This window comes from Pseudomonas sp. 13B_2.1_Bac1, assembly GCF_025466155.1.
GTDB lineage: Bacteria > Pseudomonadota > Gammaproteobacteria > Pseudomonadales > Pseudomonadaceae > Aquipseudomonas > Aquipseudomonas aylmerensis.
Genome location: NZ_JANLOH010000006.1, coordinates 38,802 through 63,923 on the forward strand (window position 1 = coordinate 38,802; position 25,122 = coordinate 63,923).

25 protein-coding genes and 1 riboswitch are annotated in these 25,122 nt (G+C 62.5%); of the genes, 7 read left to right on the forward strand and 18 right to left on the reverse strand.

The genetic code is table 11. The annotated features are described in order from the left end of the window. Nucleotides 1-81: 81 nt before the first annotated feature. Together NTD80_RS01325 and recQ are read right to left on the reverse strand one after the other, a co-directional pair. The gene (locus NTD80_RS01325) at nt 82-516 is read right to left on the reverse strand and encodes a MarR family transcriptional regulator (RefSeq protein ID WP_065909756.1); all 435 of its coding nucleotides are present in this window, start codon (nt 514-516) and stop codon (nt 82-84) included. Nucleotides 517-637: 121 nt separating this feature from the next. Further along, entirely contained in the window at nt 638-2,764 is a 2,127-nt protein-coding gene (recQ, locus tag NTD80_RS01330) for a DNA helicase RecQ (RefSeq protein ID WP_065909753.1), read from the reverse strand. A 275-nt stretch (nt 2,765-3,039) separates the two neighbouring features. Between recQ and NTD80_RS01335 the strand changes: the two genes are divergently transcribed. From NTD80_RS01335 to NTD80_RS01345, 3 genes are all read left to right on the forward strand, one after another. Next, nucleotides 3,040-3,627, forward strand: coding sequence for a YecA family protein (locus NTD80_RS01335; RefSeq protein WP_065909751.1), 588 nt, complete (start codon nt 3,040-3,042; stop codon nt 3,625-3,627). Nucleotides 3,628-3,647: 20 nt separating this feature from the next. Beyond that, nucleotides 3,648-4,031 carry a YbaN family protein gene (locus NTD80_RS01340; protein WP_065909749.1) on the forward strand — a complete coding sequence of 128 codons (384 nt, stop codon included), beginning with the start codon at nt 3,648-3,650 and terminating at the stop codon, nt 4,029-4,031. Between the two features lie 119 nt (nt 4,032-4,150). Continuing rightward, nucleotides 4,151-7,621: a PAS domain-containing hybrid sensor histidine kinase/response regulator gene (locus NTD80_RS01345; RefSeq protein ID WP_262131809.1), complete on the forward strand. Its 3,471-nt coding sequence runs from the start codon at nt 4,151-4,153 to the stop codon at nt 7,619-7,621. Between the two features lie 90 nt (nt 7,622-7,711). On the opposite strand, the gene rmuC is transcribed toward NTD80_RS01345, so the two are convergent. Both rmuC and NTD80_RS01355 read right to left on the reverse strand, forming a co-directional pair. Next, entirely contained in the window at nt 7,712-9,076 is a 1,365-nt protein-coding gene (gene rmuC, locus NTD80_RS01350; RefSeq protein ID WP_177343968.1) for a DNA recombination protein RmuC, read from the reverse strand. A gap of 175 nt (nt 9,077-9,251) precedes the next feature. Further along, a complete protein-coding gene (locus NTD80_RS01355; RefSeq protein WP_065909744.1) occupies nt 9,252-9,575 on the reverse strand; it encodes a hypothetical protein in 324 nt (107 codons plus the stop codon). Nucleotides 9,576-10,031: 456 nt separating this feature from the next. On the opposite strand from NTD80_RS01355, the gene NTD80_RS01360 reads away from it, so the two are divergent. The 4 genes from NTD80_RS01360 to NTD80_RS01375 all read left to right on the forward strand — a co-directional run bounded on the left by NTD80_RS01360 (nt 10,032) and on the right by NTD80_RS01375 (nt 13,217). Next, the gene (locus NTD80_RS01360; RefSeq protein ID WP_262131810.1) at nt 10,032-10,337 is read left to right on the forward strand and encodes a hypothetical protein; all 306 of its coding nucleotides are present in this window, start codon (nt 10,032-10,034) and stop codon (nt 10,335-10,337) included. A 443-nt stretch (nt 10,338-10,780) separates the two neighbouring features. Then, the gene (locus tag NTD80_RS01365) at nt 10,781-11,002 is read left to right on the forward strand and encodes a hypothetical protein (RefSeq protein WP_024076751.1); all 222 of its coding nucleotides are present in this window, start codon (nt 10,781-10,783) and stop codon (nt 11,000-11,002) included. Nucleotides 11,003-11,283: 281 nt separating this feature from the next. Then, nucleotides 11,284-11,766, forward strand: coding sequence for a hypothetical protein (locus tag NTD80_RS01370; RefSeq protein ID WP_262131812.1), 483 nt, complete (start codon nt 11,284-11,286; stop codon nt 11,764-11,766). A 146-nt stretch (nt 11,767-11,912) separates the two neighbouring features. After that, on the forward strand, nt 11,913-13,217 hold the full coding sequence (locus tag NTD80_RS01375; protein WP_262131814.1) for an OmpP1/FadL family transporter: 1,305 nt from the start codon (nt 11,913-11,915) through the stop codon (nt 13,215-13,217). 65 nt (nt 13,218-13,282) lie between these two features. On the opposite strand, the gene NTD80_RS01380 is transcribed toward NTD80_RS01375, so the two are convergent. From NTD80_RS01380 to cobO, 14 genes are all read right to left on the reverse strand, one after another. Next, on the reverse strand, nt 13,283-13,837 hold the full coding sequence (locus tag NTD80_RS01380; protein WP_262131816.1) for a glutathione peroxidase: 555 nt from the start codon (nt 13,835-13,837) through the stop codon (nt 13,283-13,285). 35 nt (nt 13,838-13,872) lie between these two features. After that, nucleotides 13,873-13,995 carry a hypothetical protein gene (locus NTD80_RS01385; protein ID WP_262131817.1) on the reverse strand — a complete coding sequence of 41 codons (123 nt, stop codon included), beginning with the start codon at nt 13,993-13,995 and terminating at the stop codon, nt 13,873-13,875. Continuing rightward, nucleotides 13,992-15,191: an MFS transporter gene (locus tag NTD80_RS01390; RefSeq protein WP_262131885.1), complete on the reverse strand. Its 1,200-nt coding sequence runs from the start codon at nt 15,189-15,191 to the stop codon at nt 13,992-13,994. The genes NTD80_RS01385 and NTD80_RS01390 overlap by 4 nt, the downstream gene beginning before the upstream one ends. Nucleotides 15,192-15,254: 63 nt before the next feature. Further along, nucleotides 15,255-15,659, reverse strand: coding sequence for a MarR family winged helix-turn-helix transcriptional regulator (locus tag NTD80_RS01395; protein ID WP_065909733.1), 405 nt, complete (start codon nt 15,657-15,659; stop codon nt 15,255-15,257). Nucleotides 15,660-15,701: 42 nt separating this feature from the next. After that, entirely contained in the window at nt 15,702-16,430 is a 729-nt protein-coding gene (locus NTD80_RS01400; protein WP_262131887.1) for an adenosylcobinamide-GDP ribazoletransferase, read from the reverse strand. A 2-nt stretch (nt 16,431-16,432) separates the two neighbouring features. After that, nucleotides 16,433-17,008 carry an alpha-ribazole phosphatase family protein gene (gene cobC, locus NTD80_RS01405; protein WP_262131819.1) on the reverse strand — a complete coding sequence of 192 codons (576 nt, stop codon included), beginning with the start codon at nt 17,006-17,008 and terminating at the stop codon, nt 16,433-16,435. Beyond that, a complete protein-coding gene (gene cobT / locus NTD80_RS01410) occupies nt 17,005-18,060 on the reverse strand; it encodes a nicotinate-nucleotide--dimethylbenzimidazole phosphoribosyltransferase (protein WP_065909729.1) in 1,056 nt (351 codons plus the stop codon). The genes cobC and cobT overlap by 4 nt, the downstream gene beginning before the upstream one ends. Further along, nucleotides 18,057-18,578 carry a bifunctional adenosylcobinamide kinase/adenosylcobinamide-phosphate guanylyltransferase gene (gene cobU, locus NTD80_RS01415; protein ID WP_262131821.1) on the reverse strand — a complete coding sequence of 174 codons (522 nt, stop codon included), beginning with the start codon at nt 18,576-18,578 and terminating at the stop codon, nt 18,057-18,059. Before cobU ends, cobT begins: the two co-directional genes overlap by 4 nt. A gap of 139 nt (nt 18,579-18,717) precedes the next feature. Continuing rightward, entirely contained in the window at nt 18,718-20,169 is a 1,452-nt protein-coding gene (locus tag NTD80_RS01420) for a cobyric acid synthase (protein WP_262131823.1), read from the reverse strand. Beyond that, complete coding sequence (gene cobD / locus NTD80_RS01425) at nt 20,166-21,155, reverse strand: threonine-phosphate decarboxylase CobD (protein WP_262131825.1); 990 nt, start codon at nt 21,153-21,155, stop codon at nt 20,166-20,168. Before cobD ends, NTD80_RS01420 begins: the two co-directional genes overlap by 4 nt. Further along, a complete protein-coding gene (gene cbiB, locus NTD80_RS01430; RefSeq protein ID WP_262131826.1) occupies nt 21,148-22,056 on the reverse strand; it encodes an adenosylcobinamide-phosphate synthase CbiB in 909 nt (302 codons plus the stop codon). Before cbiB ends, cobD begins: the two co-directional genes overlap by 8 nt. Next, on the reverse strand, nt 22,053-22,703 hold the full coding sequence (bluB, locus tag NTD80_RS01435; protein WP_262131829.1) for a 5,6-dimethylbenzimidazole synthase: 651 nt from the start codon (nt 22,701-22,703) through the stop codon (nt 22,053-22,055). Before bluB ends, cbiB begins: the two co-directional genes overlap by 4 nt. Beyond that, complete coding sequence (locus NTD80_RS01440; protein WP_262131831.1) at nt 22,700-24,091, reverse strand: cobyrinate a,c-diamide synthase; 1,392 nt, start codon at nt 24,089-24,091, stop codon at nt 22,700-22,702. The genes bluB and NTD80_RS01440 overlap by 4 nt, the downstream gene beginning before the upstream one ends. Further along, nucleotides 24,088-24,699 carry a cob(I)yrinic acid a,c-diamide adenosyltransferase gene (gene cobO / locus NTD80_RS01445; RefSeq protein ID WP_010208674.1) on the reverse strand — a complete coding sequence of 204 codons (612 nt, stop codon included), beginning with the start codon at nt 24,697-24,699 and terminating at the stop codon, nt 24,088-24,090. The genes NTD80_RS01440 and cobO overlap by 4 nt, the downstream gene beginning before the upstream one ends. A 78-nt stretch (nt 24,700-24,777) precedes the next feature. After that, a riboswitch (cobalamin riboswitch) is annotated at nt 24,778-25,042 on the reverse strand. Nucleotides 25,043-25,122 lie beyond the last annotated feature (80 nt).

The window sequence follows — 25,122 nt, forward strand, 5'->3', positions numbered from 1 at the left end:
TGGCAGCGGTATTCGCCGCATGGCTCCAGGGCCTCATCGCCGGCAAGCCGACTCCTGCGGGGGGCTGTCGTTTCCTGGAGGTCAGGACTTTTCCAGGTTTGCCAGGATGTGCCCATGCACGCGCATGCACACGCTCAAGTCAGCTTCGTCCACACCCACAAACAACTCATGGCGCAGGGCGGTGGCGATGGTTTCGATCTGTTCGATCAGGGGGCGGGCGGTGTCACACAGCAGAATGCGTTTGGCACGACGATCTTCCACGACGGCTTGGCGTTGCACCAAACCCTGGCCTTCCAGGCTGTCGAGCAAGCGTGCGAGTGTCGGCCCTTCGACGCCAACGCTTTGCGCCAGCTCGCGTTGCGTCGGCGCGTCCTGGAAACGGGCCAGGTGCAGCAGCACCAGCCAGCGCGCCTGGGACAGGCCCAGCCCCGCCAGACGGCGGTCCAACTCGGCGCGCCAACCTCGGGACATTTGCGCCAGCTGCATGCCAAAACGGTGTTGATCGGTTAACGGCATAAAAAACTCATGGTTTAGACTGAAAATAAAGTGTGGCTAATTATTAGTCAGCTAAGCATGAGCCATGCCAGTAGGCAAGAGTTGCTATGTACTGATTCGTTACATTGTCATAATCAACGCACTAAATTTCGAATTCAGACTGCAAAGCAGCGCGTACGCAGTATAAAACGCCCTCCGGAACACGCCCGGTAAACAGCGGCGCGATCTCGGCAACCGGTGGCAATTCGCCTTCTCCGTCGAGGAAGGCATCCTGGATTTCACCAAGCAGATCCTCCGGCAAATCCAGCGCCTGCTCCAGCGACAACTGTTGCTTGCCGATGGACTCGGCCAGCAAGGTGTACACATTTTTTTCCGAGCATTGCAGCTGGCCGGCAATCTGGATCGGAGTCATCCCGGCGCGCGCCAGGCTGATCAGTTCGTGGCGAATATCCGCAACTTCCTTGGGGGCTTCGGCCTGGCCGCCGAGCACTTCGAGGAAGGCCTGGCCGTAACGCTCCAGCTTGCGCGCGCCGACACCGCTGACTCGCGCCATTTCGGCCATCGTGGTGGGCTGCTCGCGCAGCATTTCCAGCAGGGTCGAGTCGGGGAAAATAACGTACGGCGGCACACTGTGTTCCTGCGCCAGTTTGCGCCGCAGGGTGCGCAAGGCTTCCCACTGCTCGCGCTCTTCGCCGCGCACCAGTTGGCTGGCCTGGCTGGTACTGCTCTTGGCGGTGGTCTGCGGCTTGAGATCGCGTCGCAGCTCCAGGCTCACTTCGCCCTTGAGCAATGGCCGGCAACTGTCGTTGAGGCGCAGCCCGCCATAGCCTTCCAGGTCGATATCCACCAGGCCGCGCGCGACCATCTGCCGGAACAGCGAGCGCCACTCGCCTTCGGCGCGGGCCTTGCCGACGCCGTAGACCGATAGTTTCTCGTGGCCGAAGCTGCGCACCTTTTCGTTGTCCTTGCCCAACAGCACATCCACCAGGTGACCGACGCCGTAGCGCTGGCCGGTGCGGTAGATCGCCGACAATGCCTGGCGCGCAGGCTCGGTGGCGTCCCAGGTCTGCACACCGTCGACGCAGTTGTCGCAGTGGCCGCACGGCTCGGGCATATCCTCGTCGAAATACGCCAGCAGCGTCTGGCGACGGCAGCGGGTTTCTTCACACAGCGAGAGCATGGCGTCGAGCTTGTGCTGCTCCAGGCGCTTGTGGCGCTCATCGCCTTCGGAGTTCTGCAGCATCTGCTTGAGCATCACCACATCTTGCAGGCCATAGACCATCCAGGCATCGGCCGGCAGGCCATCACGGCCGGCACGTCCGGTTTCCTGGTAATACGCCTCGAGGGACTTGGGCAGATCCATGTGTGCCACGAAGCGCACGTTGGATTTATCGATGCCCATGCCGAACGCGATGGTCGCCACCATGATCAGGCCTTCCTCATTGAGGAAGCGCTTCTGGTGGTAGGCACGCAGATCATTCGGCAGCCCGGCGTGATAAGGCAGCGCCGGGTAACCTTGTTCGCAGAGGAACGCGGCGACCTCATCGACCTTCTTGCGCGACAGGCAGTACACGATGCCCGCATCGCTGCGCCGCTCGGAGAGGAACGCCAGCAACTGCTTGCGCGGCTGCTCCTTGGGTACGATGCGGTAGAAGATGTTCGGGCGGTCGAAGCTCGACAGGAAGCGCTCGGCATTCTGCAAATGCAGGCGCTCGACGATCTCTTCGCGGGTGCGCTTGTCGGCGGTGGCGGTCAGGGCGATGCGCGGCACGTCAGGGAACAGCTCCGCCAATTGGCCCAGCTGCAGATACTCGCGACGGAAATCATGCCCCCATTGCGACACGCAGTGGGCTTCATCGATGGCAAACAGCGCGATTTCCAGGCTTTGCAAAAACGCCAGCATGCGCGGCTGCACCAGACGCTCGGGGGCCAGGTAGAGCATCTTGACTTCACCGCGCTTGATGCGGGCAGCCAGGTCGCGCTGCTGCTCGGCGCTGAGGGTGGAGTTCAGGGAGGCGGCGGCGACGCCGAGTTCTTCGAGGGTCGCCACCTGGTCGTCCATCAATGCGATCAGCGGCGACACCACCACGGCCAGGCCGTTGCGCAACAGCGCCGGCACCTGGAAGCACAACGATTTGCCGCCGCCGGTAGGCATCAGGACCAGCGCGTCACCGCCACTGGCCACGCGCTCAATGATCGCACCCTGGCGGCCACGAAAACTGTCGTAGCCGAAGATGTCCTTGAGGACGCGTTGAGCCTGCTCGAGCATGTAAAACTCCAAATAGTGCCGAAATCCCTCTGTACAGGCTGGCCGAAAAAATACGTTTTCACGGAGAATAATCCGTAAGCGAAGTTTTCGCGGACGGGCGCCTAACCTGCAGGGGCATCACAAAACGCGGCAGTATACCCGAGCGACACTCGGCAAAGGGCGCGACTGACGAATAGACGCCCGTCTCTAAAACCCGGCAAATATGCCTTGCAGCTGGCCTGGGCGCTCAAGAAAGCCTAGAATTCAGCATCGTTTATTCCCAAGGTAGCCCTTCAATGTCCTTCGCTGAGCAACTAACCCGCCTGCAAGCCTTCCTCGACGCCGATGAGCTGCATGACGAGGCGCTGGACTACGTGGCCGCCCACGGCTACCTGACCGCCCTGTCCATCTGCTCCGAAGCCGTGCCGGACCGTGAGTGGATCGACGCCTTGTTCGCCGAAGAGCCGCACTACACCGACGCGGCCCAGCGTGAAGAAATCGAATCGACCCTGCTCGCCCTCAAGGCCCATATCGGTCGCCAGCTGGCCTCCGACGAGGAATTCGAGTTGCCGTGCGACCTGGACCTGGGCGAAGAGCCGGATGACTCCGACCTGCGCGGCTGGTGCATTGGTTTCATGGAAGGTGTGTTCCTGCGCGAAGCCGCCTGGTTCGAAACCGCCGAGGAAGAAGTCAGCGAAATGCTGCTGCCGATCATGGTCGGTTCGGGCCTGTTCGACGATCAGCCGGAATTCTCCGACATCGCCGCCGACGCCAACCTGATGGACGACATGATCGTACAGATCCCCGAAGCACTGACCGCGCTGTACCTGCTGTGCAACGCCCCTGACGAAAAACCGGCGATCCTCAAGCCACGTCACCACTGAGTCAGTTGCCCGTGACACCCATGGGCAATCGCTCGCTGCTCCTGCGCTACCTGCTGCTGGCCATCGGCTGGCTCAGCGTAGCGTTGGGCGTCATCGGCATCTTCCTGCCGGTGCTGCCGACTACGCCCTTCCTGCTGCTCGCCGCCGCCTGCTTCGCCCGAAGCTCCCCGCGTTTCTACCACTGGCTGGTGGAACACCCGCGCCTGGGTCCGTGGATCAAGGACTATCTGGACGGCAATGGCATCCCGCTCAAAGGCAAGGTCTACGCCATTGGCTTGATGTGGCTGAGCATCGGTGTCTCCTGCTACCTGGTGCCGCTGCCGTGGGCCCGTGGTTTCATGCTGACCAGCGCCGTGCTGGTGACGATCTACATCCTGCGCCAGAAAACCCTGCCGCCACGTTGATCACTGCCTGCGACATTAGCGCCCACACGACCTTGGTCGACACTGACTAACCCCAGGCATCATGCGAGACTGTCCAACCGGGCCTGGAATGCCTGGGTGTTCTTATGCTCGGAGTTACCATGACGCTGTCCAGCGGGCTGATCGCCGCCGTTGCCCTGGCCTATATGGCCATTATGTTTGCCATCGCCTTCTACGGTGACCGCCGCCGTGCGCCGCTGCCACCGCGCATGCGCGCGTGGGTGTATAGCCTGTCGCTGGCGGTCTACTGCACCAGTTGGACGTTCTTCGGCGCCGTAGGCCAGGCCGCCGAACAGTTGTGGGCGTTTTTACCGATCTACCTGGGACCCGTGCTGCTGCTGGTGTTGGCACCCTGGGTGCTGCAGAAGATGATTCTGATCAGCAAGCAGGAAAACATTACCTCGATCGCCGACTTTATCGCCGCACGCTACGGGAAATCCCAATCGCTGGCCGTGGTGGTGGCACTGATCTGCCTAGTTGGCGTGCTGCCCTATATCGCCCTGCAACTCAAAGGCATCGTACTGGGCGTCAACCTGCTGATCGGTGCGGGTGCCGACACCACGGGCACCCGCGCCCAGGACACGGCACTGATCGTGTCGCTGGTGCTGGCGCTGTTCACCATCGTCTTCGGTACGCGCAACCTCGACGCCACGGAGCACCACCGTGGCATGGTGCTGGCGATTGCCTTTGAATCGCTGGTCAAGCTGTTCGCGTTTCTCGCCGTCGGCGCGTTCGTGACCTACGGCCTGTACGACGGTTTCGGCGACTTGTTCAGCCAGGCCATGCTCGCGCCGAGGCTGGAGGAATACTGGAAAGAAACCGTCAACTGGCCATCGATGGTGGTACAGACCGGCGTGGCGATGATGGCGATCATCTGCTTGCCGCGGCAATTCCATGTCACGGTGGTCGAGAATATCGACCCGCAGGACCTGCGCCTGGCCAAATGGGTGTTCCCGGCCTACCTGATTCTCGCCGCCTTGTTTGTGATACCTATCGCGCTCGGCGGCAAAATGATGCTGCCCGGCTCGGTGATGCCGGACTCCTATGTCATCAGCCTGCCACTCGCCGAAGCCCATCCGGCCCTCGCCGTACTGGCGTTTATCGGCGGTGCGTCGGCGGCCACCGGCATGGTGATCGTGGCGAGCATCGCGCTGTCGACCATGGTCTCCAACGACATGCTGCTGCCGTGGTTGCTGCGTCGCTCCAGTGCCGAGCGGCCGTTCGAAGTGTTCCGCCACTGGATGCTGTCGGTGCGCCGGGTCAGCATCGTGATCATCCTGCTGCTGGCGTATGTCAGCTACCGCTTGCTCGGCTCGAGTGCCAGCCTGGCGACCATCGGCCAGATCGCCTTTGCTGCCGTGACCCAATTGGCGCCGGCGATGCTCGGTGCGCTGTATTGGAAACAGGCGAACCGGCGCGGCGTATTTGCCGGATTGGCAGCGGGCACCTTCCTGTGGTTCTACACCCTGGTCCTACCGGTGACGGCGAAAAGCCTGGGCTGGTCCCTCAGCCTTTTCCCTGGGCTGACGTGGATGCATTCGCACCCACTGGGTTTGTCCGTGACGTCATTGACCTTGGGCACCGTGTTCTCGCTGGCGGGTAACTTCACGCTGTTTGTGTGGGTGTCGATGCTGTCGCGCACGCGCGTATCGGAACACTGGCAGGCCGGGCGCTTTATTGGCCAGGAAATCAGCCAACGTGCCAGCGCCCGCTCGATGCTCTCGGTACAAATCAGCGACCTGCTCAGTTTGGCCGCGCGTTTCGTCGGGGATGAGCGGGCCCAGCAGAGCTTTATCCGCTTTGCCTACCGGCAGGGCAAAGGCTTCAACCCCAACCAGAATGCCGACAACGACTGGATCGCTCACACCGAGCGATTGCTGGCAGGTGTACTCGGTGCATCGTCGACGCGGGCGGTGGTGAAAGCCGCCATCGAAGGGCGCGAAATGCAACTGGAGGACGTGGTACGGATCGCCGACGAAGCCTCCGAAGTGCTGCAGTTCAACCGGGCCCTGCTGCAGGGCGCCATCGAGAACATTACCCAGGGCATCAGCGTGGTGGACCAGTCCCTCAAGCTGGTGGCCTGGAACCGCCGCTACCTGGAGCTGTTCAACTACCCGGACGGGCTGATCAGCGTGGGGCGGCCGATTGCCGACATCATCCGCTACAACGCCGAGCGCGGTTTGTGTGGCCCAGGCGAGGCCGAGGTGCATGTGGCGCGCCGTCTGCACTGGATGCGCCAGGGCCGCGCGCACACGTCCGAACGCTTGTTCCCGAACGGGCGGGTGATCGAGCTGATTGGCAACCCGATGCCCGGTGGCGGTTTCGTCATGAGTTTTACCGACATTACCGCGTTCCGCGAAGCCGAACAGGCCCTCACTGAAGCCAACGAGGGCCTGGAGCAACGGGTCACCGAGCGTACCCATGAGCTGTCGCAACTGAATGTGGCGCTCACCGACGCCAAGGGTGTGGCCGAGTCTGCCAGCCAGTCGAAGACACGCTTTCTTGCCGCCGTCAGTCATGACTTGATGCAGCCGTTGAACGCCGCGCGCCTGTTCTCCGCCGCCCTCTCCCACCAGCACGACGGCCTGTCGAGTGAAGCGCGGCAACTGGTGCAACACCTGGACAGTTCGCTGCGCTCCGCCGAAGACTTGATCAGCGATTTGCTGGATATTTCGCGCCTGGAAAACGGCAAGATCAATCCACAACGCCAGCCGTTCGTGCTCAACGAGCTGTTCGATACCCTCGGCGCCGAATTCAAGGCGCTGGCCCACGAGCAGGGCTTGCGCTTCCGACTGCGTGGCAGCCGGTTGCGGGTGGACAGTGATATCAAGTTGCTGCGGCGGATTTTGCAGAATTTCCTGACCAACGCTTTCCGCTATGCCGACGGCCCGGTGCTGCTTGGCGTACGCCGTCGCAAGGGCGAACTGTGCCTGGAAGTGTGGGACCGAGGGCCCGGCATCCCGCTGGACAAACAGAAAGTGATCTTCGAAGAATTCAAACGCCTGGACAGCCACCAGACCCGTGCAGAAAAAGGCCTGGGCCTGGGCCTGGCGATCGCCGACGGCCTGTGCCGGGTGCTCGATCACCGATTGAGCGTGCGCTCCTGGCCAGGCAAGGGCAGCGTGTTCAGTGTGCGCGTGCCGCTGGCGCGCAACCAGGCCAGCCCGCGGATCAAGGCTGCGCCGGAAAACGGCCTGCCGCTGAGCGGCGCGCAGGTACTGTGCGTGGATAATGAAGAAAGCATCCTGATCGGCATGCGCAGCCTGCTGACGCGCTGGGGCTGCGAGGTGTGGACCGCCACCGACCAGGCACAATGCGCAGCGCTGCTCGCCGAGGGAGTGCGCCCGCAACTGGCCTTGGTGGACTATCACCTCGATCACGGCGAAACCGGTACCGAACTGATGGGATGGCTGCGAGCGCAACTGGCGGAGCCGATTCCAGGCGTGGTGATCAGCGCCGATGGCCGCCCGGAGATGGTCGCCCAGGTGCATGCGGCAGGGTTGGACTACCTCGCCAAGCCGGTCAAGCCAGCGGCGTTGCGGGCGCTGCTGAGCCGGCACCTACCGCTGTAACCGACCCGACTCGGCCCCCCGTAGGAGCCGGCTTGCCGGCGAAGCGGGCCTCGAGCGTGGCGCCGATTTTACCGACGCCATCGCCAGCTATCATTCGGGCAGGTGCGCCACACCGTCGGAGTCGGTCATCGCCCGCTCCAGCAGATCGGCCGGCAGGCTTTTGCTGGCTCGCGCGCCGAGCAGTCTTAATTGCTCGGTGCGGCTGACCAGGTTTCCGCGTCCATCTGTCAGCTTGTTCCGCGCAGCACTGTAAGCCTTGTCCAACTGCTGCAGACGGTTGCCCACTTCATCCAGGTCCTGGATAAACAGTACAAACTTGTCGTACAGCCACCCCGCACGCTCGGCGATCTCCCGGGCATTCTGGCTTTGGCGTTCCTGCTTCCACAGGCTGTCGATCACCCGCAGGGTGGCGAGCAACGTTGTCGGGCTGACGATGACGATATGCCGGTCGAAAGCTTCCTGGAACAGGTTGGGCTCGGCCTGCAGCGCCGCCGAAAACGCCGCTTCGATGGGCACGAACAGCAGGACAAAGTCCAGGCTGTGCAGGCCCTCCAGGCGCTTGTAATCCTTGCCGGCCAAGCCTTTGACATGATTGCGCAGCGACAGCACGTGCTGCTTCAGCGCTGCCTGGCCAATCACTTCATCATCGGCGGCGACGAATTGCTGATACGCGGTCAGGCTGACCTTGGAATCGACCACCACCTGCTTGTCGCCGGGCAACATGATCAGTACATCAGGCTGGAAGCGCTCGCCATCCGGGCCCTTGAGACTGACCTGGGTCTGGTACTCGCGGCCCTTCTCCAGGCCGGCGTGCTCCAGCACCCGCTCAAGGATCAGTTCGCCCCAGTTGCCCTGGGTTTTCTGGCCCTTGAGTGCGCGGGTCAGGTTGGTGGCTTCGTCTGACAGACGCAGGTTCAATTGCTGCAGGCGCTCAAGCTCCTTGGCCAGGGAAAAGCGCTCGCGCGCCTCGTTCTGATAGCTTTCTTCCACGCGTTTTTCGAACGACTGGATGCGCTCCTTGAGCGGGTCGAGCAACTGGCCCAGGCGCTCCTGGCTGGTTTCGGCAAAGCGCTGCTCGCGTTCATCGAAGATTTTGCCGGCCAGCTCGGCGAACTGCGCACGCAGCTCGTCGCGCGAGCCCTGAAGGTCGGCGAGGCGCTGCTGATGGCTGTCCTGTTGCTCGCGCAGTTCGGCGCGCAAGGCCGCCGCCAGCGCGTCGAGGCGGCGCAATTCGGTTTCCTTGGCGCTGCGGTCGAGGTTCCAGGCGTGGGCCGCGTCGCGAGCGTTGTCGCGGTCGATCTGCAGCAGCTCGACTTCACGGCGGACAGCGGCCAGGTCGGCCTGCTTGGCGGCGTTGGCCTGGCTCAAGTCGCTGATCTCGTCGCGACTGGCATCCAGCTGGGCGGCGAGGCCTTCCTGGGCCAGTTGCGCAGTGGCCAGGCGCTCTTCGAGCAGCTCCCAACCGGCCATGCGCGCAGTCAGTCGTCGCTGAATCTGCCAGCACACCGCCAATAAAGGCACTGCGGCACCCGCCAGGCCCAGGGCGATACTGGTCCAGTCAAAAACCATAGCCATTTCTGCCATTACCGAAAAAGAGCAAGGTTAACCAAGCACAGGGCTGGAGGACAGCTCAGTCTTCGACCTGGCCGAGTTCGCGTTGGGCGCGGCGGTCGCCCGCGCGGGCGGCCAGGCGCAACAGGTCGTGGCCGATGCGACGGTCGCGGGCATTGCCGCATTCACGGCACATCAATTGGCCCAGGCGGCTCTGTGCCGCGACCACACCCTCACGGGCAGGCTGCTTGAGCAAACGTCCGGCAAAGTGTTTGACGTTGGTGTTGTGACCCAGGCGTGGACTGTCGAGCAACCACAAGGCGACTTTCATAGAGAAACGCTTGGGTGCGGTAACAGTCTGAGGGGTATCGGTAACAGAAGGTGATACTGAGCGAAACTTCATAAAGCACTGTGGGACAGAACGGAAGGCGCGCCACTCTACTCTTTTTTTCGCACAGGTAAAGCTGAAAAAACCCTGCACGCCCGTTCTAGAGCAAGCGCTCGGGACAATCCACAGAAGCTGTGGATAACTCAGTGGACAACCCCCCTTTAACTCGCGCAAAGCCCCATGGAATGGGGGCCGCAGTCAAACTGACGATTTTTTCACCAATAAAAAAAAGCCAGATTTTTCATTGACTTAAATTTCCATTGCAGGCAAATGGCGGCTGAGCGAAGCAGTTGACAGCGCGGTTACACATGCGGCAACTAATGTGCACAAGTACCCATCCATTGGTTATATCGCCGGCGTTTTTTGAAGCGACCGCCGCCAAAAATGTTACCGACAGGCCAGGTCGGGACTTTTCAAAACTTTGCGCGCTCGCCACACTGCCCGACCGACAGCACAACAGTGGGTGGGTCGATGAAAGGCATTCTGCTGTTCGCGCTGCTGTTACTGGCGATCTGCGCCCTTTCCCTGGGAATAAACGCGACCCTGCCGTCGCCGGACGGCGCCTTGTTTGCCATTGCCATTCTGCTGTCGGCCGCCTTCACGGCCGTGTGCCTGTGCATCGAACTGGGTGAAGGTCGCATCGATGACATGGGCGATGTGATTAACGTGATCGAGACCGGTCGGTGCGTGCGCCTGACATTGGCGGCCTATGCCCTGGGTTGCTCGCTGGCGGCGGCGATCACGGTGCTGGTCTACCGTGGCCTGCTGGGCGCCTGATTGAAGTTTTTTGGCTAGCACACTTCCCTTCCCTGTTTCAATCCGTTACTATCCGCGGCGTTAGTACCAAGCTGAAAGTCAATTCTGGTCGAACAACTCCCCTGAACAACACGGGATCGACCACCTCGATGGTTTCCAGGTATCACTTGCGACGACACTGCCTTTGAACAAGCAAAGGGTGTCGCGAAGTCTCAATACTCTGACCGAACCAACCTGCAAATTGATCAGGATCTTCACCCCGGGCCCAGAACCTTTGCCCCTGTTGTGTTGCCTGCCCTCCTAAGTACCTACCTGCCAGCCCAAGCGCGCCTAACTTATCAGCGCTTCAAACTGGCTGCTTTGTTCCAGTCGGGTTCTTCGTTCGATCAATGGTGATCAACGTCACTGGAACGTTTTAACGTTGCACGGTTCTTAACCGTGTCATTTGTAGGAACACCAATAATATGTCGACTATCCACACTCAGGATGCCATTCGCACCCTCACCAACGCTTTTGCTCCAATGAACTGCCTGATCATGGCCGCTCGCAAAGGCTGCTTCAGCTTCACCCTGGTCAACGAACACGGCATCGCTCGTCACAGCGAACGCCTGTACCCCGATCAATACTCCAGCGCAGAACCGCTGCAGGCCGTGATCGAGCGTACCCGTCAGGCACTGGTTGCCTGATCGACCCGAGTCGCTGAAACACCAAAAACCCTGTCTGAAAAACAGGGTTTTTTATTGCCCGGAATTCGGTCATTGAGCTTTTGCACTAAGTTCAAATAGATATAACCGTTATAACTGCATAGCGAAGATGTTTTAAAAACAGTCCTTTACATCACAAATATGACACTACACTTCAACTCAAGCGGCATGATCCGCTTGCGACGCGCCTGAGATCCGATCCACTGCTGCCAAGCCCCCACCCTTCTCAGGCCCGTCGCCCACTTCCACGGATTGAGGCTTGTATGGGTATCGCCGCCAGCGAATTGTGTCGTTATGTGATCCGGCCGACGTTGATGTACCTGGGCCGACACGATCAAACGGCTGAGTCCCTGCTGCTGGGCATCGCCGCCAGTCAATCGGAGCTCGGCTCCGCCTTGCACGACCGCCGCGGCCACGGCCTGTACAGCATCACCGAACCCCGCCACCGCGCCTTGTGGGACAACTATCTGGCGCGGGACCCGGAACGCGCCAGCCTGGTACGCGGGCTGGCCAGCCAACATGCGTTCCTCAGCGCGCCCCAGCTTGAGCTGACGGTCAACCTGCGTTACGCCACGGCCATCGCCTGGCTACTGGTGGAACAGCACCGTCCGGCACTGCCGGAACCGGGTGACGTCTTGGCCATGGCGCGTATCTGGAAAGAAATTTTTCATCCACAAGGACGGCTGCGTGATTTCACTCAAGCCTGGCAAACCTGTGTTTCACCCATGAATCACGTGGTTTGCTGACCGGGCATTTTGCAAGATTCGCCAAAAATCACGAATTTTGGTCGGATTGTCCTACAAAACCGCTCTATCTCCTGCATTTCAGCCTATAGCGCGATCTTAAAATTATTGTTACTTTCCGCAGCGGTGATCACCACGGAGTTCTAATAATGAAAAAAGTAATGCTCAAGACCACACTTAGCCTCGCCGTTGCCATGGCCTCTTCCAGCATCTTCGCAAGCGGCTTTGCCCTTAACGAACAAGATGTCGCCGGGATGGGTACAGGTTTCGCAGGTCGCTCTTCTTCTGCCGATAACGCAAGCACCGTTTATGGTAACCCTGCCGGTATGGCTCGCCTTGAAGGCCAGCAGATTACGGGTGGCGTTGCTGCGATTGATGCTTCGACTGATATCAAAGATGCCAGCGGCCGCTCCAGCGGCAGTAACAAAGGCGATATGGTGCCTTTCACCGCAGTCCCCTTTGGTTTCTACACCAACAAACTCAATGATCAGTGGGCAATCGGCTTCGGTGTCTACGCGCCGTTCGGCCTGAAGACCGACTACGAAAGTGGTTTCCAAGGTCGTGCGTTTGGCAGCAAGAGCGAAGTGTCGGTTATCACCTTCCAGCCGACCGTCAGCTACGCCTTCAATGACAAAGTTTCGATCGGTTTCGGCCCGACTATTAACCGTATCGACGGCACCCTGGAATCGCAGCCAAACCTGGGCTTTGTGCCACGGCCAGGCCTGGCTGGCACCGGCGACGCCAAAATCAAAGTCAAGGGCGACGACACCGCTATCGGTTTCAACGCCGGTATCCTCGTGCAAGCCACCGACACCACTCGTGTAGGTCTGACTTACCACTCGAAAGTGAAATACAAGCTCGAAGGCCACACCGAAGTCACGCCAGGAGCGCGAGTTCCAGCGCCCTACCTGATTGGCGCCCGTTACGATGCCTCGCTGAAAGTTGACACCCCTGAATCCTGGGATGCCTCGGTCACCCAAGACCTGAGCGATGCCTGGAAGGTGTATGGCGGTGCTACCTGGACTCGTTGGAGCCGCCTGAAAGACATCACTGTCAACAACGAAGGTGTCACGGCAGCTAACGGTGGCGGCCTGGCGCCTCAGATCGTCGGCCAGATCACCGAGCCGCAGAACTGGCACGACACCTGGGCCTACGCCCTGGGTACTTCGTACCAGATCACCAAGCAAGTGGTACTGCGTACCGGCCTGACATTCGACCAGTCGCCAACCAACAACACTGACCGTTCGCCGCGTATTCCTACCGGTGACCGGACCATCTTCAGTGTCGGCTTGGGTTACGCGGTAATGGACAACATGACCGTCGACCTGGCTTATTCCTACCTGAAGGAAGAGCCTGTCAAAGTTAACAAACAGAACGCGCTGGGCCAGACCTACGCTTCCAAGTACGAAAACAGCGCCAACGGTTTCGGCTTGGGTGTAACGTACAAGTTCTGATTCAACGCCGCATAAAAAAGCCCCGCTCTCCTGCAAAGGAGGCGGGGCTTTTTAGTGGGCCTCGATCAAGGTTTAGAGGCGATCGCCTGCTCGACTGCCTTGATCAGCTCCGGACTGTCCGGCTTGGTCAGGCTGGAGAAATTGGCAATCACCTTGCCCTGGCGATCGACCACATATTTGTAGAAATTCCACTTCGGTGGCGCGTCGGTCTGCTGTGCCAGCACCTTGAACAAGTGCACCGCGTCCGGCCTCTTGACCTTCTGTGGCTCGGTCATGGTGAAGGTCACGCCGTAATTCACATAGCAGACCTTGGCGGTTTCCTCGCCGGTCTTGGCCTCCTGCTTGAAGTCATCGGACGGTACGCCAATGACCTCCAGCCCTTCACCCTTGTAGCGCTGGTACAAGGCCTCAAGGCCTTTGAATTGCGGGGCAAACCCACAGAAACTCGCGGTATTGACGATCACCAAGGGCTTGCCGGCAAAGCGCTGGCACAGGTCGATGGATTCCTTGGCGCGCAACTTGGGTAATTGGCCTTCGAGCAACGGTGGGCAATCGGCGGCCATCGCCACACCGCCAAAAGCAGCCATCAGCACGGGAACTGCAAGCCAGCGCATCTGCATGTCGAAAAGTCCTTTAAAGAGTTCAGACCACGAACTTAACAGATCGACATGCCCAGTTGCATCAACGCCAGGCCACCGCGTTGCCAGCCCCACCACGCCAGCAGCAACAGCAGTACCACCGTCCCTGCGCCGACGAGCCAATACCCGTTGAAACTCATGCCGCCTCCATCTGCGCCTGCAAGCGCGCCACGGGTCGCTCACGCACCGGCCAGTTGAGGGCCGCGGCGAGCAGGCTCAAGAGAATTGCCACCTGCCAGATCAAATCGTAGTTGCCGGTTCGATCATAGACCACCCCGCCCAACCAGCCGCCGAGGAACGAGCCGAGCTGGTGGAACAGGAATACGATCCCGCCGAGCATCGAGAGGTTGCGCACCCCAAACAGCGTGGCGACCGTGCCGTTGGTCAGTGGCACCGTGGACAGCCACAAAAAGCCCATGGCCATGCCGAACAGGTAAGCCGTGATTTCAGTGACCGGTGCCCACAGGAACCACACGATCACCACGGCGCGCAGCAAGTACAGGCCCGTCAGCAGGCGTGGCTTGGACATGCGCCCGCCCAGCCAGCCGGCGGTGTAGGTGCCGAAGATATTGAACAGGCCGATCAGTGCCAGCACCGTGGTGCCAACCGTGGCCGGCAAGTGCTGGTCGACCAGATAGGCCGGCAGGTGCACACCAATAAATACCACCTGGAAACCGCAGACGAAAAAGCCGAAGGCCAGCAGCCAGAAACCCGAGTGCGAGCAGGCCTCCTTGAGCGCTTCACGCAGGGTTTGCTGGCCGGCCACTACCGGCAGCGGCTTGTCCTTGAGCATGCTGACAAGCGGCAGGATCAGCGCCACCATCAAGCCCAGCGCCAGCAGCGCTGCCGACCAGCCCAACCAACTGATCAGGCCCAGGGTGCCTGGCACCATGGCGAACTGGCCGAACGAGCCGGCAGCGCTGGCAATGCCCATGGCCATGCTGCGTTTTTCCGGCGCCACGGCGCGCCCGACCACACCCAGGATCACCGAGAACGAGGTGCCGGACAGGCCGATACCAATCAACAAGCCGGCACTCAGCGACAACGACCACGCCGAATCCGACATGCCCATCAGCACCAGGCCCGCGGCGTACAGTACACCGCCGACAAACACTGCCTTGGTCGCGCCGAAGCGGTCGGCCAGCGCGCCGGTGAACGGCTGCGCCAGGCCCCAGATCAGGTTCTGCAAAGCGATGGCAAAGGCAAAGGTCTCACGGCCCCAGCCAAATTCGCTGCTCATCGGCGCCAGGAACAGGCCGAAACCGTGCCGCACACCCAATGACAACGCCAGGATCAGCGCACTTCCTACAAGAATCCAGCCACTGGTGCGCCACATCGAGGTCATTTCTTATTCTCCGTTCGCGGGTATATACCCGCTTGTAGTCGAACAAACTCGCCGTCAGGCGAGTTCATCCAGCAAGGCCAACAGGGTTTCGCGTTTTTCCGCGCCGAGTTGATTGATCAATTTCTGTTGCGCCGCTTCCCAGGCGGGTAACGCTGCAGCCAGTCGCTCCTCACCGGCTGTGGTCAACAGCACCAGGCGGTTGCGCAGGTCATCGCCCTCGACCAACTGCACCAGGCCCTCGCCTTCCAGCACCCGCAGGTTGCGCCCCAACGTACTGCGATCCAGGCCCATGGCTTCCGCCAGGCTGGAAATGCTCGGTTGATCAAGGCGCTGCAGGTTGCACAGCAGAGAATACTGGGCGACGTTGATCCCGAAGCCGTCGAGAGCGCCGTCGTAATGCCTGCTGACGCCACGGGCGGCACGTCGCAGGTTGGTACATAAACATTGGGAGGCAAGCATGGAACGTGTATATACCCGCGATTAAGAAAATGCAAGAAAGTGTTACAGCGCCAGGCCGACCAATACCGCGACTTCCAGCAGCTCCAGCAACGCGCCCGCCGTGTCACCGGTGGTGCCGCCCAGGCGGTTGATCATCAGCTGGCGCAGGCCGACAAAGCACAGGGCCGCCAGCAACACCGCGATCCCGCCACTGAAACCTCCGATCAGGAGGCACGCCAAGCCACTCAGGATCAGCACCTGCTGACCGACGATGCGCGGCAAGTGATCCGACAGCGCCTGGCCCAATCCTCCGGCACGCACGTAACGCGTGGTGAGGAACAACGCCAGCATCGACGCCCGGCCGATCAGGGGTGCCAGGATCAGCGCCGCGCCATTGTGCTGTTCAATCAAGGCCACCAGCGCAGTGAACTTGAGCAGCAACACCAGGCCGAGAGTGACCACGGCAATCGGTCCGCTGCGCGGGTCTTTCATGATGGCAAGGGTACGCTCGCGATCGCCGAAGCCACCCAGCCAGGCGTCGGCGCTGTCCGCCAGGCCGTCCAGGTGCAGGCCGCCACTGAGCAACACCCAAGCAGTCAGCAGCAACGCGGCGTGCAGCAACAGCGGTGCGCCCATCAGCGCCGTATTCAGCGCCCACAACAGCACGCCGAATAACAGGCCAACCAGCGGATAAAACAGCAGCGAACGTCCCAGCTCCTGAGGTTGCGGCATGCCCGGCAGGCGAATCGGCAGGCTGCTGAGAAATTGCAGGGCAATCCAGAAGGGCAACATGCTCAATCCACTTCCTTCAATACGCCGTCAGCCGCGACCTGCAGACTGAACAATCCACCGTGCCCGACCTCGACGTTCAGCAACTGCTCCCGGGGCAACCCCCGCGCCCGGGCCAACAGCAGGCGCATCACACCACCGTGGCTGATCAACAGCACCCGTTGGCCAGCATAGGCTTGATGCAAGCGTGAGACGGCGCCCAGGACACGGTCGGAAAAGTCGCTGACACGCTCCCCCTGCGGCGGTGTGAAACTGTAGGGATCGGCCCAGAACAGGCCCAATCCTTCGGCATCGGTTTCCATCAACGCCGCCGCGCTCTGGCCTTCCCAGGCACCGAAATGCAGCTCCTGCAGATCTTTTTCGAGGCTGACCGGCACATTTAGGCGCGCGCCCAGCTCATCGGCAAAGCGCGCACAGCGTTGCAGCGGCGAGCTGATCAAGCGGTCCCACGGGCCGCGCGCCTCGACGGCGGCGCGCATCTGCTCCCACCCCTGGGCAGTCAGTGCGTCGTCCAGGCTGCCGCGCAGGCCGCCGCCCAGTTCGGTTTCGCCGTGACGCAACAGGTCCAGGTGCAGATTCATGCGGGGCGGTCTGCCACGGCCGCTTCGGCGAAGGTCGCCATCTGCCCGTGCAACGCACACGCCAGGCGCAGCAACGGCACCGCCAGCGCCGCCCCACTGCCCTCGCCCAAGCGCAGGCCGAGTTCCAGCAAGGGCTGCGCGTCGAGGCTCTGCAGCACATGACGATGGCCCGGCTCGGCGCCACGATGGCCAAACAGCAACCACTCGCGACAGGCCGGATTCAACCGCGTGGCAACCAGCGCAGCGACGCTGCAGATAAACCCGTCGACCAGCACCACGATGCCTTCCTGGGCACAGGCCAGATAGGCGCCCACCAGCGCCGCGATCTCAAAGCCGCCCAGGTTGAACAGGGTTTGCAACGCATCACCGCGCTGCCCGGCATGCACGGCCAGCGCGCGCTCGATCACCGCTACCTTGTGACTGACGCCCTGGGCATTCAGCCCGGTGCCCGGCCCGGTCAGGTCACTGACCTGGCAATCGAGCAAGGCACACGCCAGTGCACTGGCGGCAGTGGTGTTGCCGATGCCCATCTCGCCGCCGATAAACAGCTGTGCACCGCTTTCGCGCGCGCGCAGCACACTCTCACGCCCGGCATGCAAGGCCAGGCGCCCTTGGGCTGCGGTCATTGCCGGGCCGTTGACGAAGTTGGCCGTGCCCGCGCCGAGGTTCAAGTGACGAACCCCGGGCAAATCCAGCGACGGCGTGACGGTGCCGAGGTCGACCACTTCCAGTTGCGCCTCCAACTGCCGCGCCAATACGCTGATCGCCGCGCCGCCACTGACGAAATTGAGCAGCATCTGCCCGGTCACTTCCTGGGGAAACGCCGACACGCCTTCGGCTACCACACCGTGATCACCGGCAAAAATCGCAATCCATAACTGTTCGACCGAGGGTTTGACCTGGCCCTGCAGGCCGGCCAATTGCACCGCCAGCGCTTCGAGCTGGCCAAGGGAGCCGGCCGGCTTGGTCAATTGTTGCTGGCGTGCCAAGGCTTGTTCGTACGCTTGAGCGTCAATCGCCTTACAGGGGTTGAGCCACCAGGTGTCAGTCATATCGCAGTACCTTTCAAAGTCAGGGGCAGGCCGGCAACGGTCAGGACCACACGCTGACACCGCTCGGCCAAAGCTTGATGCAGCCAACCGGCTTCATCCACATAGCGGCGAGTCAATTCGCCCAGCGGCACGACACCCAGTCCGGTCTCGTTGCTGACAAAAATGATCTGCCCCGGCAGCGCGGCCAGGGTTTCCAGCAATTGATCGCGCTCGAACGCCAGACGGTCGGCGCCTTCGAGCATCAGCAGATTGGTCAGCCACAACGTCAGGCAATCCACCAGCAGGCAACGATCCGGCGCGGCGTTTTCGCGCAGCACCCGCGCCAGTTCGACGGGCTCTTCGATCAAGCCCCAGTGGTCGGGGCGGCGCTGGCGATGCAGGGCCACGCGCGCGTTCATTTCGCCGTCCAGCGGCTGGCTGGTGGCAATGTAGATGACGGGCAACGCGCTGTCAGCGGCGAGCTTTTCCGCCAGGCGGCTTTTGCCGGAGCGTGCGCCGCCGAGGATCAGTTGGTGCATGGGACACTCCCTCTATTTACCACCCGCTCAACTGTAGGCGCGGGCTTGTCTGCGATGGCGTCAACCGGGGTTTGCTGATTCACCGAGGTGCCTGCATCGCAGGCTAGCCAGCGCTTACAGGGAGAGTGCGTGCGCACCGTCAAATCCCACATAGCGTGCGCAGCAGTTCGGTATCCAGATGATTTTCCACCAAGTCGGCCAACCGCTCGATATCGCGCTCGCGCAGGGCGTGGTAATCCACCTCCTGCACATCCTGCAAGCCGGCCCAGCGCAGCAAGGCGCTGCACGCCGCCGGCGTCTCGAACAGGCCATGCAGGTAAGTGCCAAGAATCTGCCCGTCGGCACTTTGCGCGCCATCACTGCGGCCGTCATCGAGCAGGACCGCGGCGGTCGACAGCGCGTCGCCGGACGTCACGCCCGCGTGAATTTCATAGCCACTGACCTCGGCGTTCTCCAGTAACAAACGCCCGCGCACATTGCGCAATTGCTTCTCTTCTTCCAACGTCGTGCTGAATGCCAGCAGCCCCAGGCCAGGGCTGGAGCCGGCCGCCCCTTCGAGGCCCAGCGGGTCATGCACCTGCTCCCCGAGCATCTGCAGGCCACCGCAAATCCCCAGCACTTTGCCGCCGTAGCGCAAATGCCGGGCCACGGCGCTGTCCCAACCATTGGCACGCAGGTAGGCAAGGTCACTGCGCACGCTTTTCGAGCCTGGCAGGATGATCAGGTCGGCGGCCGGGATCGGCTGGCCCGGCCCGATGAACTGCAAATCCACCTGGGGGTGCAGGCGCAACGGGTCGAAATCCGTGTGGTTGCTGATGCGCGGCAGTACCGGCACCACCACTTTGAGCACTTGCGCGGCCTTGTCGATCTGGCGCTGGTCGATGCCGTCTTCGGCTTCCAGGTGCAGGTCCATCACGTAGGGCAACACACCCACCACCGGTTTGCCGGTGCGCGCTTCGAGCCAATCCAGGCCCGGTTGCAACAGCGCGATGTCGCCGCGAAAACGGTTGATGATGAAACCCTTGACCCGCTCCTGTTCGCTCGGGGACAGCAGTTCCAGGGTGCCGACCAGATGGGCGAACACGCCGCCGCGATTGATGTCGGCGATCAGCAGCACCGGGCAGTCCACCGCCTCGGCGAACCCCATGTTGGCGATGTCATTGGCGCGCAGGTTGATTTCCGCCGGCGAGCCCGCGCCCTCGACCATCACCACCGGGAAGCGTTCGCTCAACCGCGCGTGGGAGGCCAGCACCGCTTGCATCGCGATAGCTTTGTAGTCGTGGTAGGCCACGGCGTTCATGCTGGTCACGGCGCGGCCGTGGATGATCACCTGGGAGCCGGTGTCGCTGTTGGGTTTGAGCAGCACCGGGTTCATGTCGGTGTGGGGTGCGAGGTTGGCAGCCTGCGCCTGCACCGCCTGGGCGCGGCCGATTTCGCCACCCTCGGCGGTCACGGCACTGTTGAGCGCCATGTTCTGCGGCTTGAATGGCGCCACCGCCACGCCTTGGCGCACCAGCCAACGGCACAGCGCGGTCACCAGGGTACTTTTACCGGCGTCGGAGGTGGTGCCTTGCACCATCAGCGTAGTCATGCAGCTTCCTTGTAGGCGCCCAGGGCCTCGTCGAGGCGCAGCCAGTCCGCCTCGGTGTCGGGCAAGCCAAAGCGCAGGCTGCTGTCGTGGACAAACAGGCGCAGCAGAATGCCGCGCTGGGCCATGAATTCGTGCATGCGCTCGGCATGCGGTGTGATCAGCCATTGGAACAACGCGCAGCCGCCCTGGGGCTGGAAACCATGGCGCTTGAGCAAGGCGTAGAGGCGCTGGCCGGCCTCGATGCAGCGCGCACGTTGCCGCGCATGCCCGGCGGTGTCGCGCAGGCAGGCCTGGCCCAGCACGCGTGTCGGCCCGCTGACGGCCCAGGGCCCGACCTGTTCGGTGAGCAGCTTGAGCAGTTTGCGTTCGGCCAGCACGAAGCCCAGGCGCACACCGGCCAGGCCGAAAAACTTGCCGAATGAGCGCAGCACAATCAAACCGACCTGATGGGCCTGGCTGGCCAGGCTCAGTTGCGGGGTGACATCCATGAACGCTTCGTCCACCACCAGCCAACCGCCGCGCTGGGCCAGCCGGGTGTGCCAGTCGAGCAGGCGTTGCGGCGCCAGGCTCAGGCCGGTGGGATTGTTGGGATTGACCACCACCAGCACGTCGAGGCCATCGAGGAAGAAGTCGACTTCCTGCTCCTGCACCTCGCGCACCACATAACCGGCGCGGCGCCAGGCTTCGGCGTGTTCGGCATAGCACGGCGACAACACGCCGACCTTGCCCGCACGGCGCAAGCGCGGCAGCAGCTGGATCGCCGCCTGGGAACCGGCCACCGGCAACAGATGCGCAGCGCCGTAATACTCGCTGGCGGCCTGCTCCAGGCCGTCGTCGGTTTCCGGCAGGCGCGCCCAGGCTCGCAGCGGGATTTCGGGGATCGGCCAGGGCCACGGCGCCAGGCCGCTGGAGAGGTCGAGCCAATCAGCCTCGGCAATCCCGTACTGCATCGCCGCCTTGCGCAGCCGGCCACCGTGTTCAAGCATAGAATTGCGCCCCCGCACATAGGATCAGCAGCCATAACCATACGCCGCGCTGCACCAGTTGCCAGCCCCGGTCGATGGAATCGGCATCCGCCGCCGGACCTTCGCCCAGTGGCGGCCGTTGATGCACCTCACCGTGGTAGATCGCCGCGCCGCCCAGCTCCACGCCCAAGGCGCCAGCACCGGCGGCCATCACCGGGCCAGCGTTAGGGCTGTCCCACGTCGGGCCCTGGGTCCGCCAGCATTTGAGCGCCAGGCGGGTTTTGCCCAGCACTGCGTAGGTCAACGCCACCAGGCGTGCCGGAATGTAGTTCAGCAGATCGTCGATTTTCGCCGCAGCCCAGCCGAAGCGTTCGAAGCGTTCGTTGCGATAGCCCCACATCGCGTCGAGGGTGTTGCTCAGGCGGTAAAGCACCACGCCCGGCACGCCAGCGACGACGAACCAGAACAGCGCGGCAAACACCGCATCGCTGCCGTTTTCGAGTACCGACTCGGTGGCGGCGCGGGCGACTTCGGTGCGATCCAGTTCACTGGTCTGGCGGCTGACCAGGTAGCTCACGCGCTGGCGGGCTTGTTCCAGGTCATCGCTGCGCAGCGCCCGGGCCACCGGGATCACGTGTTCGCCAAGGCTGCGCATGCCAAGGGCACAGTACAGCGCGAGGATCTCCAGCACCCAGCCGATATACGGCGCCCACGATAAGGCGGTCGCCAGCAGGGTCAGCGGCACCACCGCGATAAACCACGCGGTCACCCCATGGCTGCGCCAGCCACGGCCACCGCTGTTGAAACGTTGCTCGATGCGCCCGGCAAAATTGCCGAACGCCACCAGCGGATGCCAGCGCCTGGGCTCACCCAGCAGCGCATCCAGCGCCACTGCAGCGACACACAGCAAGGCCACACTCATTGACTCACTCCCCACACATTCTCATACAACATGTCACTCAGCGGCCGTGGTTCGGTCCAGCCTTCGAGCTGCAACATCGGTGCCGGATAAAACTCGGCCACCGGCCCCAGGCACAACACCGCCAGGGGTTTTGCGCCGGGCGGCAGGCCCAGCAGGTCGGCCAGGGCCTGGGGCTCGAACAGCGAGACCCAGCCCATGCCCAGCCCTTCGACGCGAGCCGCCAGCCACAGGTTCTGGATCGCACAGGACAGCGAGGCCATGTCCATTTCCGGCAAGGTGCGCCGGCCGAAGATATGCCGCTCGCGATCATCCATCAGCGCTGCCACCAGCACTTCGGCGCAGTCATGGATGCCTTCGACCTTGAGTTTCATGAACTCATCGGAACGCTCGCCCAACGCCTCGGCAGTGCGCACGCGTTCTTCTTCCACCACTTGCTGGATCTGCCCACGCAGTTGGCGGTCGCTGATGCGGATAAAGCGCCACGGCTGCATCAGGCCGACACTCGGCGCCTGATGTGCAGCCTGGAGCAGGCGGTGCAGCAACTCGGGGGCCACGCTGCCGCCGCTGAAGTGGCGCATGTCGCGGCGCTCGGCGATGGCGCGGTAGACGGCGTCGCGGTCGGCCTGGGGGAAGGCGTTGTCGGTCATGGCCGCATCGGGGGCAAGCCCGCCCCCACAGTGAATGGGGATTCAACGTGGTCGATTGTGGGCGCCGGCTGGCCGGCGCTGGCGACCTCAGGGTCGGGCGCAAACAAGGCTGCCACCGCCCTCGGGTTGGACGGGAAATAGAAGTGCACGTAGGACGCGGTCATACGCCCTTGTCGGAACACCGCCTCGGCGCCGCGCCCACCATTGGGGCTGACGCCACGGGCAATCGGCTGCCACTCGGTGCTGGTCAGGGAATGGTGATAAGTGTGCCCACGCAGCACGCCTTCCGGCAGCTCGACGTTTTGCAGGGCCAGGGCCGCAAGTTTCTTTTGCATCACCGCATCGCCCTGCAGCAGGCCGACCAGTTCGGCGCGGGTGCCGTCGACGTCGGTCAGCGAGTCCAGCAGGTAGAGCATGCCGCCACATTCAGCGAGCAAGGGTTTGCCGGCCGCGTGATGGGCGCGGATGGCATCGAGCATCGAGGTATTTTCCGACAGCGCCTGGTGGTGCAGTTCCGGATAGCCGCCGGGCAGATAGAGACTGTCGGCATCAGGCAATTCGCGGTCATGGATCGGCGAGAAAAAGCGCAGCTCGGCGCCCATCGCCCGCAACAGGTCGAGGCTGGCGCCGTAGGTGAAGGCAAACGCTTCGTCACGGGCCACCGCAATGCGCACGCCGGCCAGCAACGGCTCGGCCTCGATCACTTCGGGGGCGGCGAAGGTCACCGGCGGCGGCAAGGCAACTTCACAACTGCTGCCCAGTGCCTGCGCAGCAGCATCCAGGCGCAGGTCGAGGTCATTCAGCTCGCAGGCTTGCACCAGCCCCAGGTGGCGGCTCGGCAGTTCGATCCCGGTTTCACGGGACAGCGCGCCATACCAGCGCAGGCCTTCGGTGAGACTGCCTTCGAGGAGTTGCGCATGGCGCAAGGTGCCGACGCGATTGGCCAGCACGCCCGCGAACGGCAAATCCGGCTGATAACGCGCGAGGCCCAAGGCCAGGGCGCCAAACGTCTGCGCCATCGCAGTGCCGTCGATCACGCCCAATACCGGCACGCCGAAATGCCGCGCCAGGTCGGCGCTGGACGGCGTGCCGTCGAACAGCCCCATCACCCCTTCGATGAGGATCAGGTCAGCCTCAGCGGCGGCTTCCCACAACAGGCGGCGACTTTCCTGCTCGCCCACCATCCACATGTCCAATTGATACACCGGCGCACCACTGGCGCGCTCGTGGATCATCGGATCAAGAAAGTCCGGGCCGCATTTGAACACGCGGACTTTGCGCCCCAGATTGCGGTGCAAACGGGCGAGCGCGGCGGTGACGGTGGTTTTGCCCTGGCCGGACGCCGGTGCGGCGATCAAGACAGCCGGGCAATGACGGGGCTGATTCAAAGTTCGACGCCCTTCTGTGCCTTGATACCGGCCTGGAACGCGTGCTTGAGCATGCCCATCTCGGTGACGGTGTCGCCCATTTCGATCAACTCGGGCTTGGCGCCACGACCGGTCACCACCACGTGCTGCATTGGCGGGCGCGCCTGCAGGTCGCTGAGTACCTGGTCGAGGTCGAGATAGCCGTGCTTGAGGGCGATGTTCAGCTCGTCCAGCACCACCAGGCCGATGGACGGGTCTTGCAGCAACTCGCGCGACACCGCCCACGCGGCTTCAGCGGCGGCGATATCGCGCTGGCGGTCCTGGGTTTCCCAGGTAAAGCCTTCGCCCATCACATGAAAACGCACCTGCTCGGGAAAGCGGCGGAAGAACAACTCTTCACCGGTGCTGTTGCGACCCTTGATGAACTGCACCACCCCGCACTGCATGCCGTGGCCCATGGCCCGGGCGAGCATGCCGAATGCCGAACTGCTCTTGCCTTTGCCGTTGCCGGTGAGCACCAGCAGCAGGCCGCATTCGTTGGGGGAGTTGGCGATGCGCTCATCGATCACGGCTTTTTTGCGCAGCATGCGCGCCAGGTGGCGTTCGTCGCGGTCGGGGGAATCGGTCATGACAGCTCTCCGTTGGGGCTGGACAAAAACGGCGGGCAGGAAAAAGGATAAACAGACAGCCAAGCATCGCCCACCGTGATGCTGTTGGATGAACCAGGCCGGTCTCCGGACTCATGAGTGGCGCCCTGGCTCTTTATAGAGAGAGCATTAGGACAGGCCGACAGCGCGCCTTCCCATATCGCTCGCGATACAGTGGCAGAAAGCACCGTCTTGACTCATTTACCGTTGCGGGGGCAGCGCCGGAATCGCGGCAGCACTGTGTACAAGTGCGCTCACTCACCGGCTTCCCTGTTTCACTCCGTCGACCCATGGGTCACAGAGCACCTGGAACAAGCCGCGAAGGTTAGTGGGTTGGGGGTGGAGCGTCAATTAAAGCTGGCCTTGCACTTGAACCATCCTACGGCCGGCCTCCTCTACCCTTAC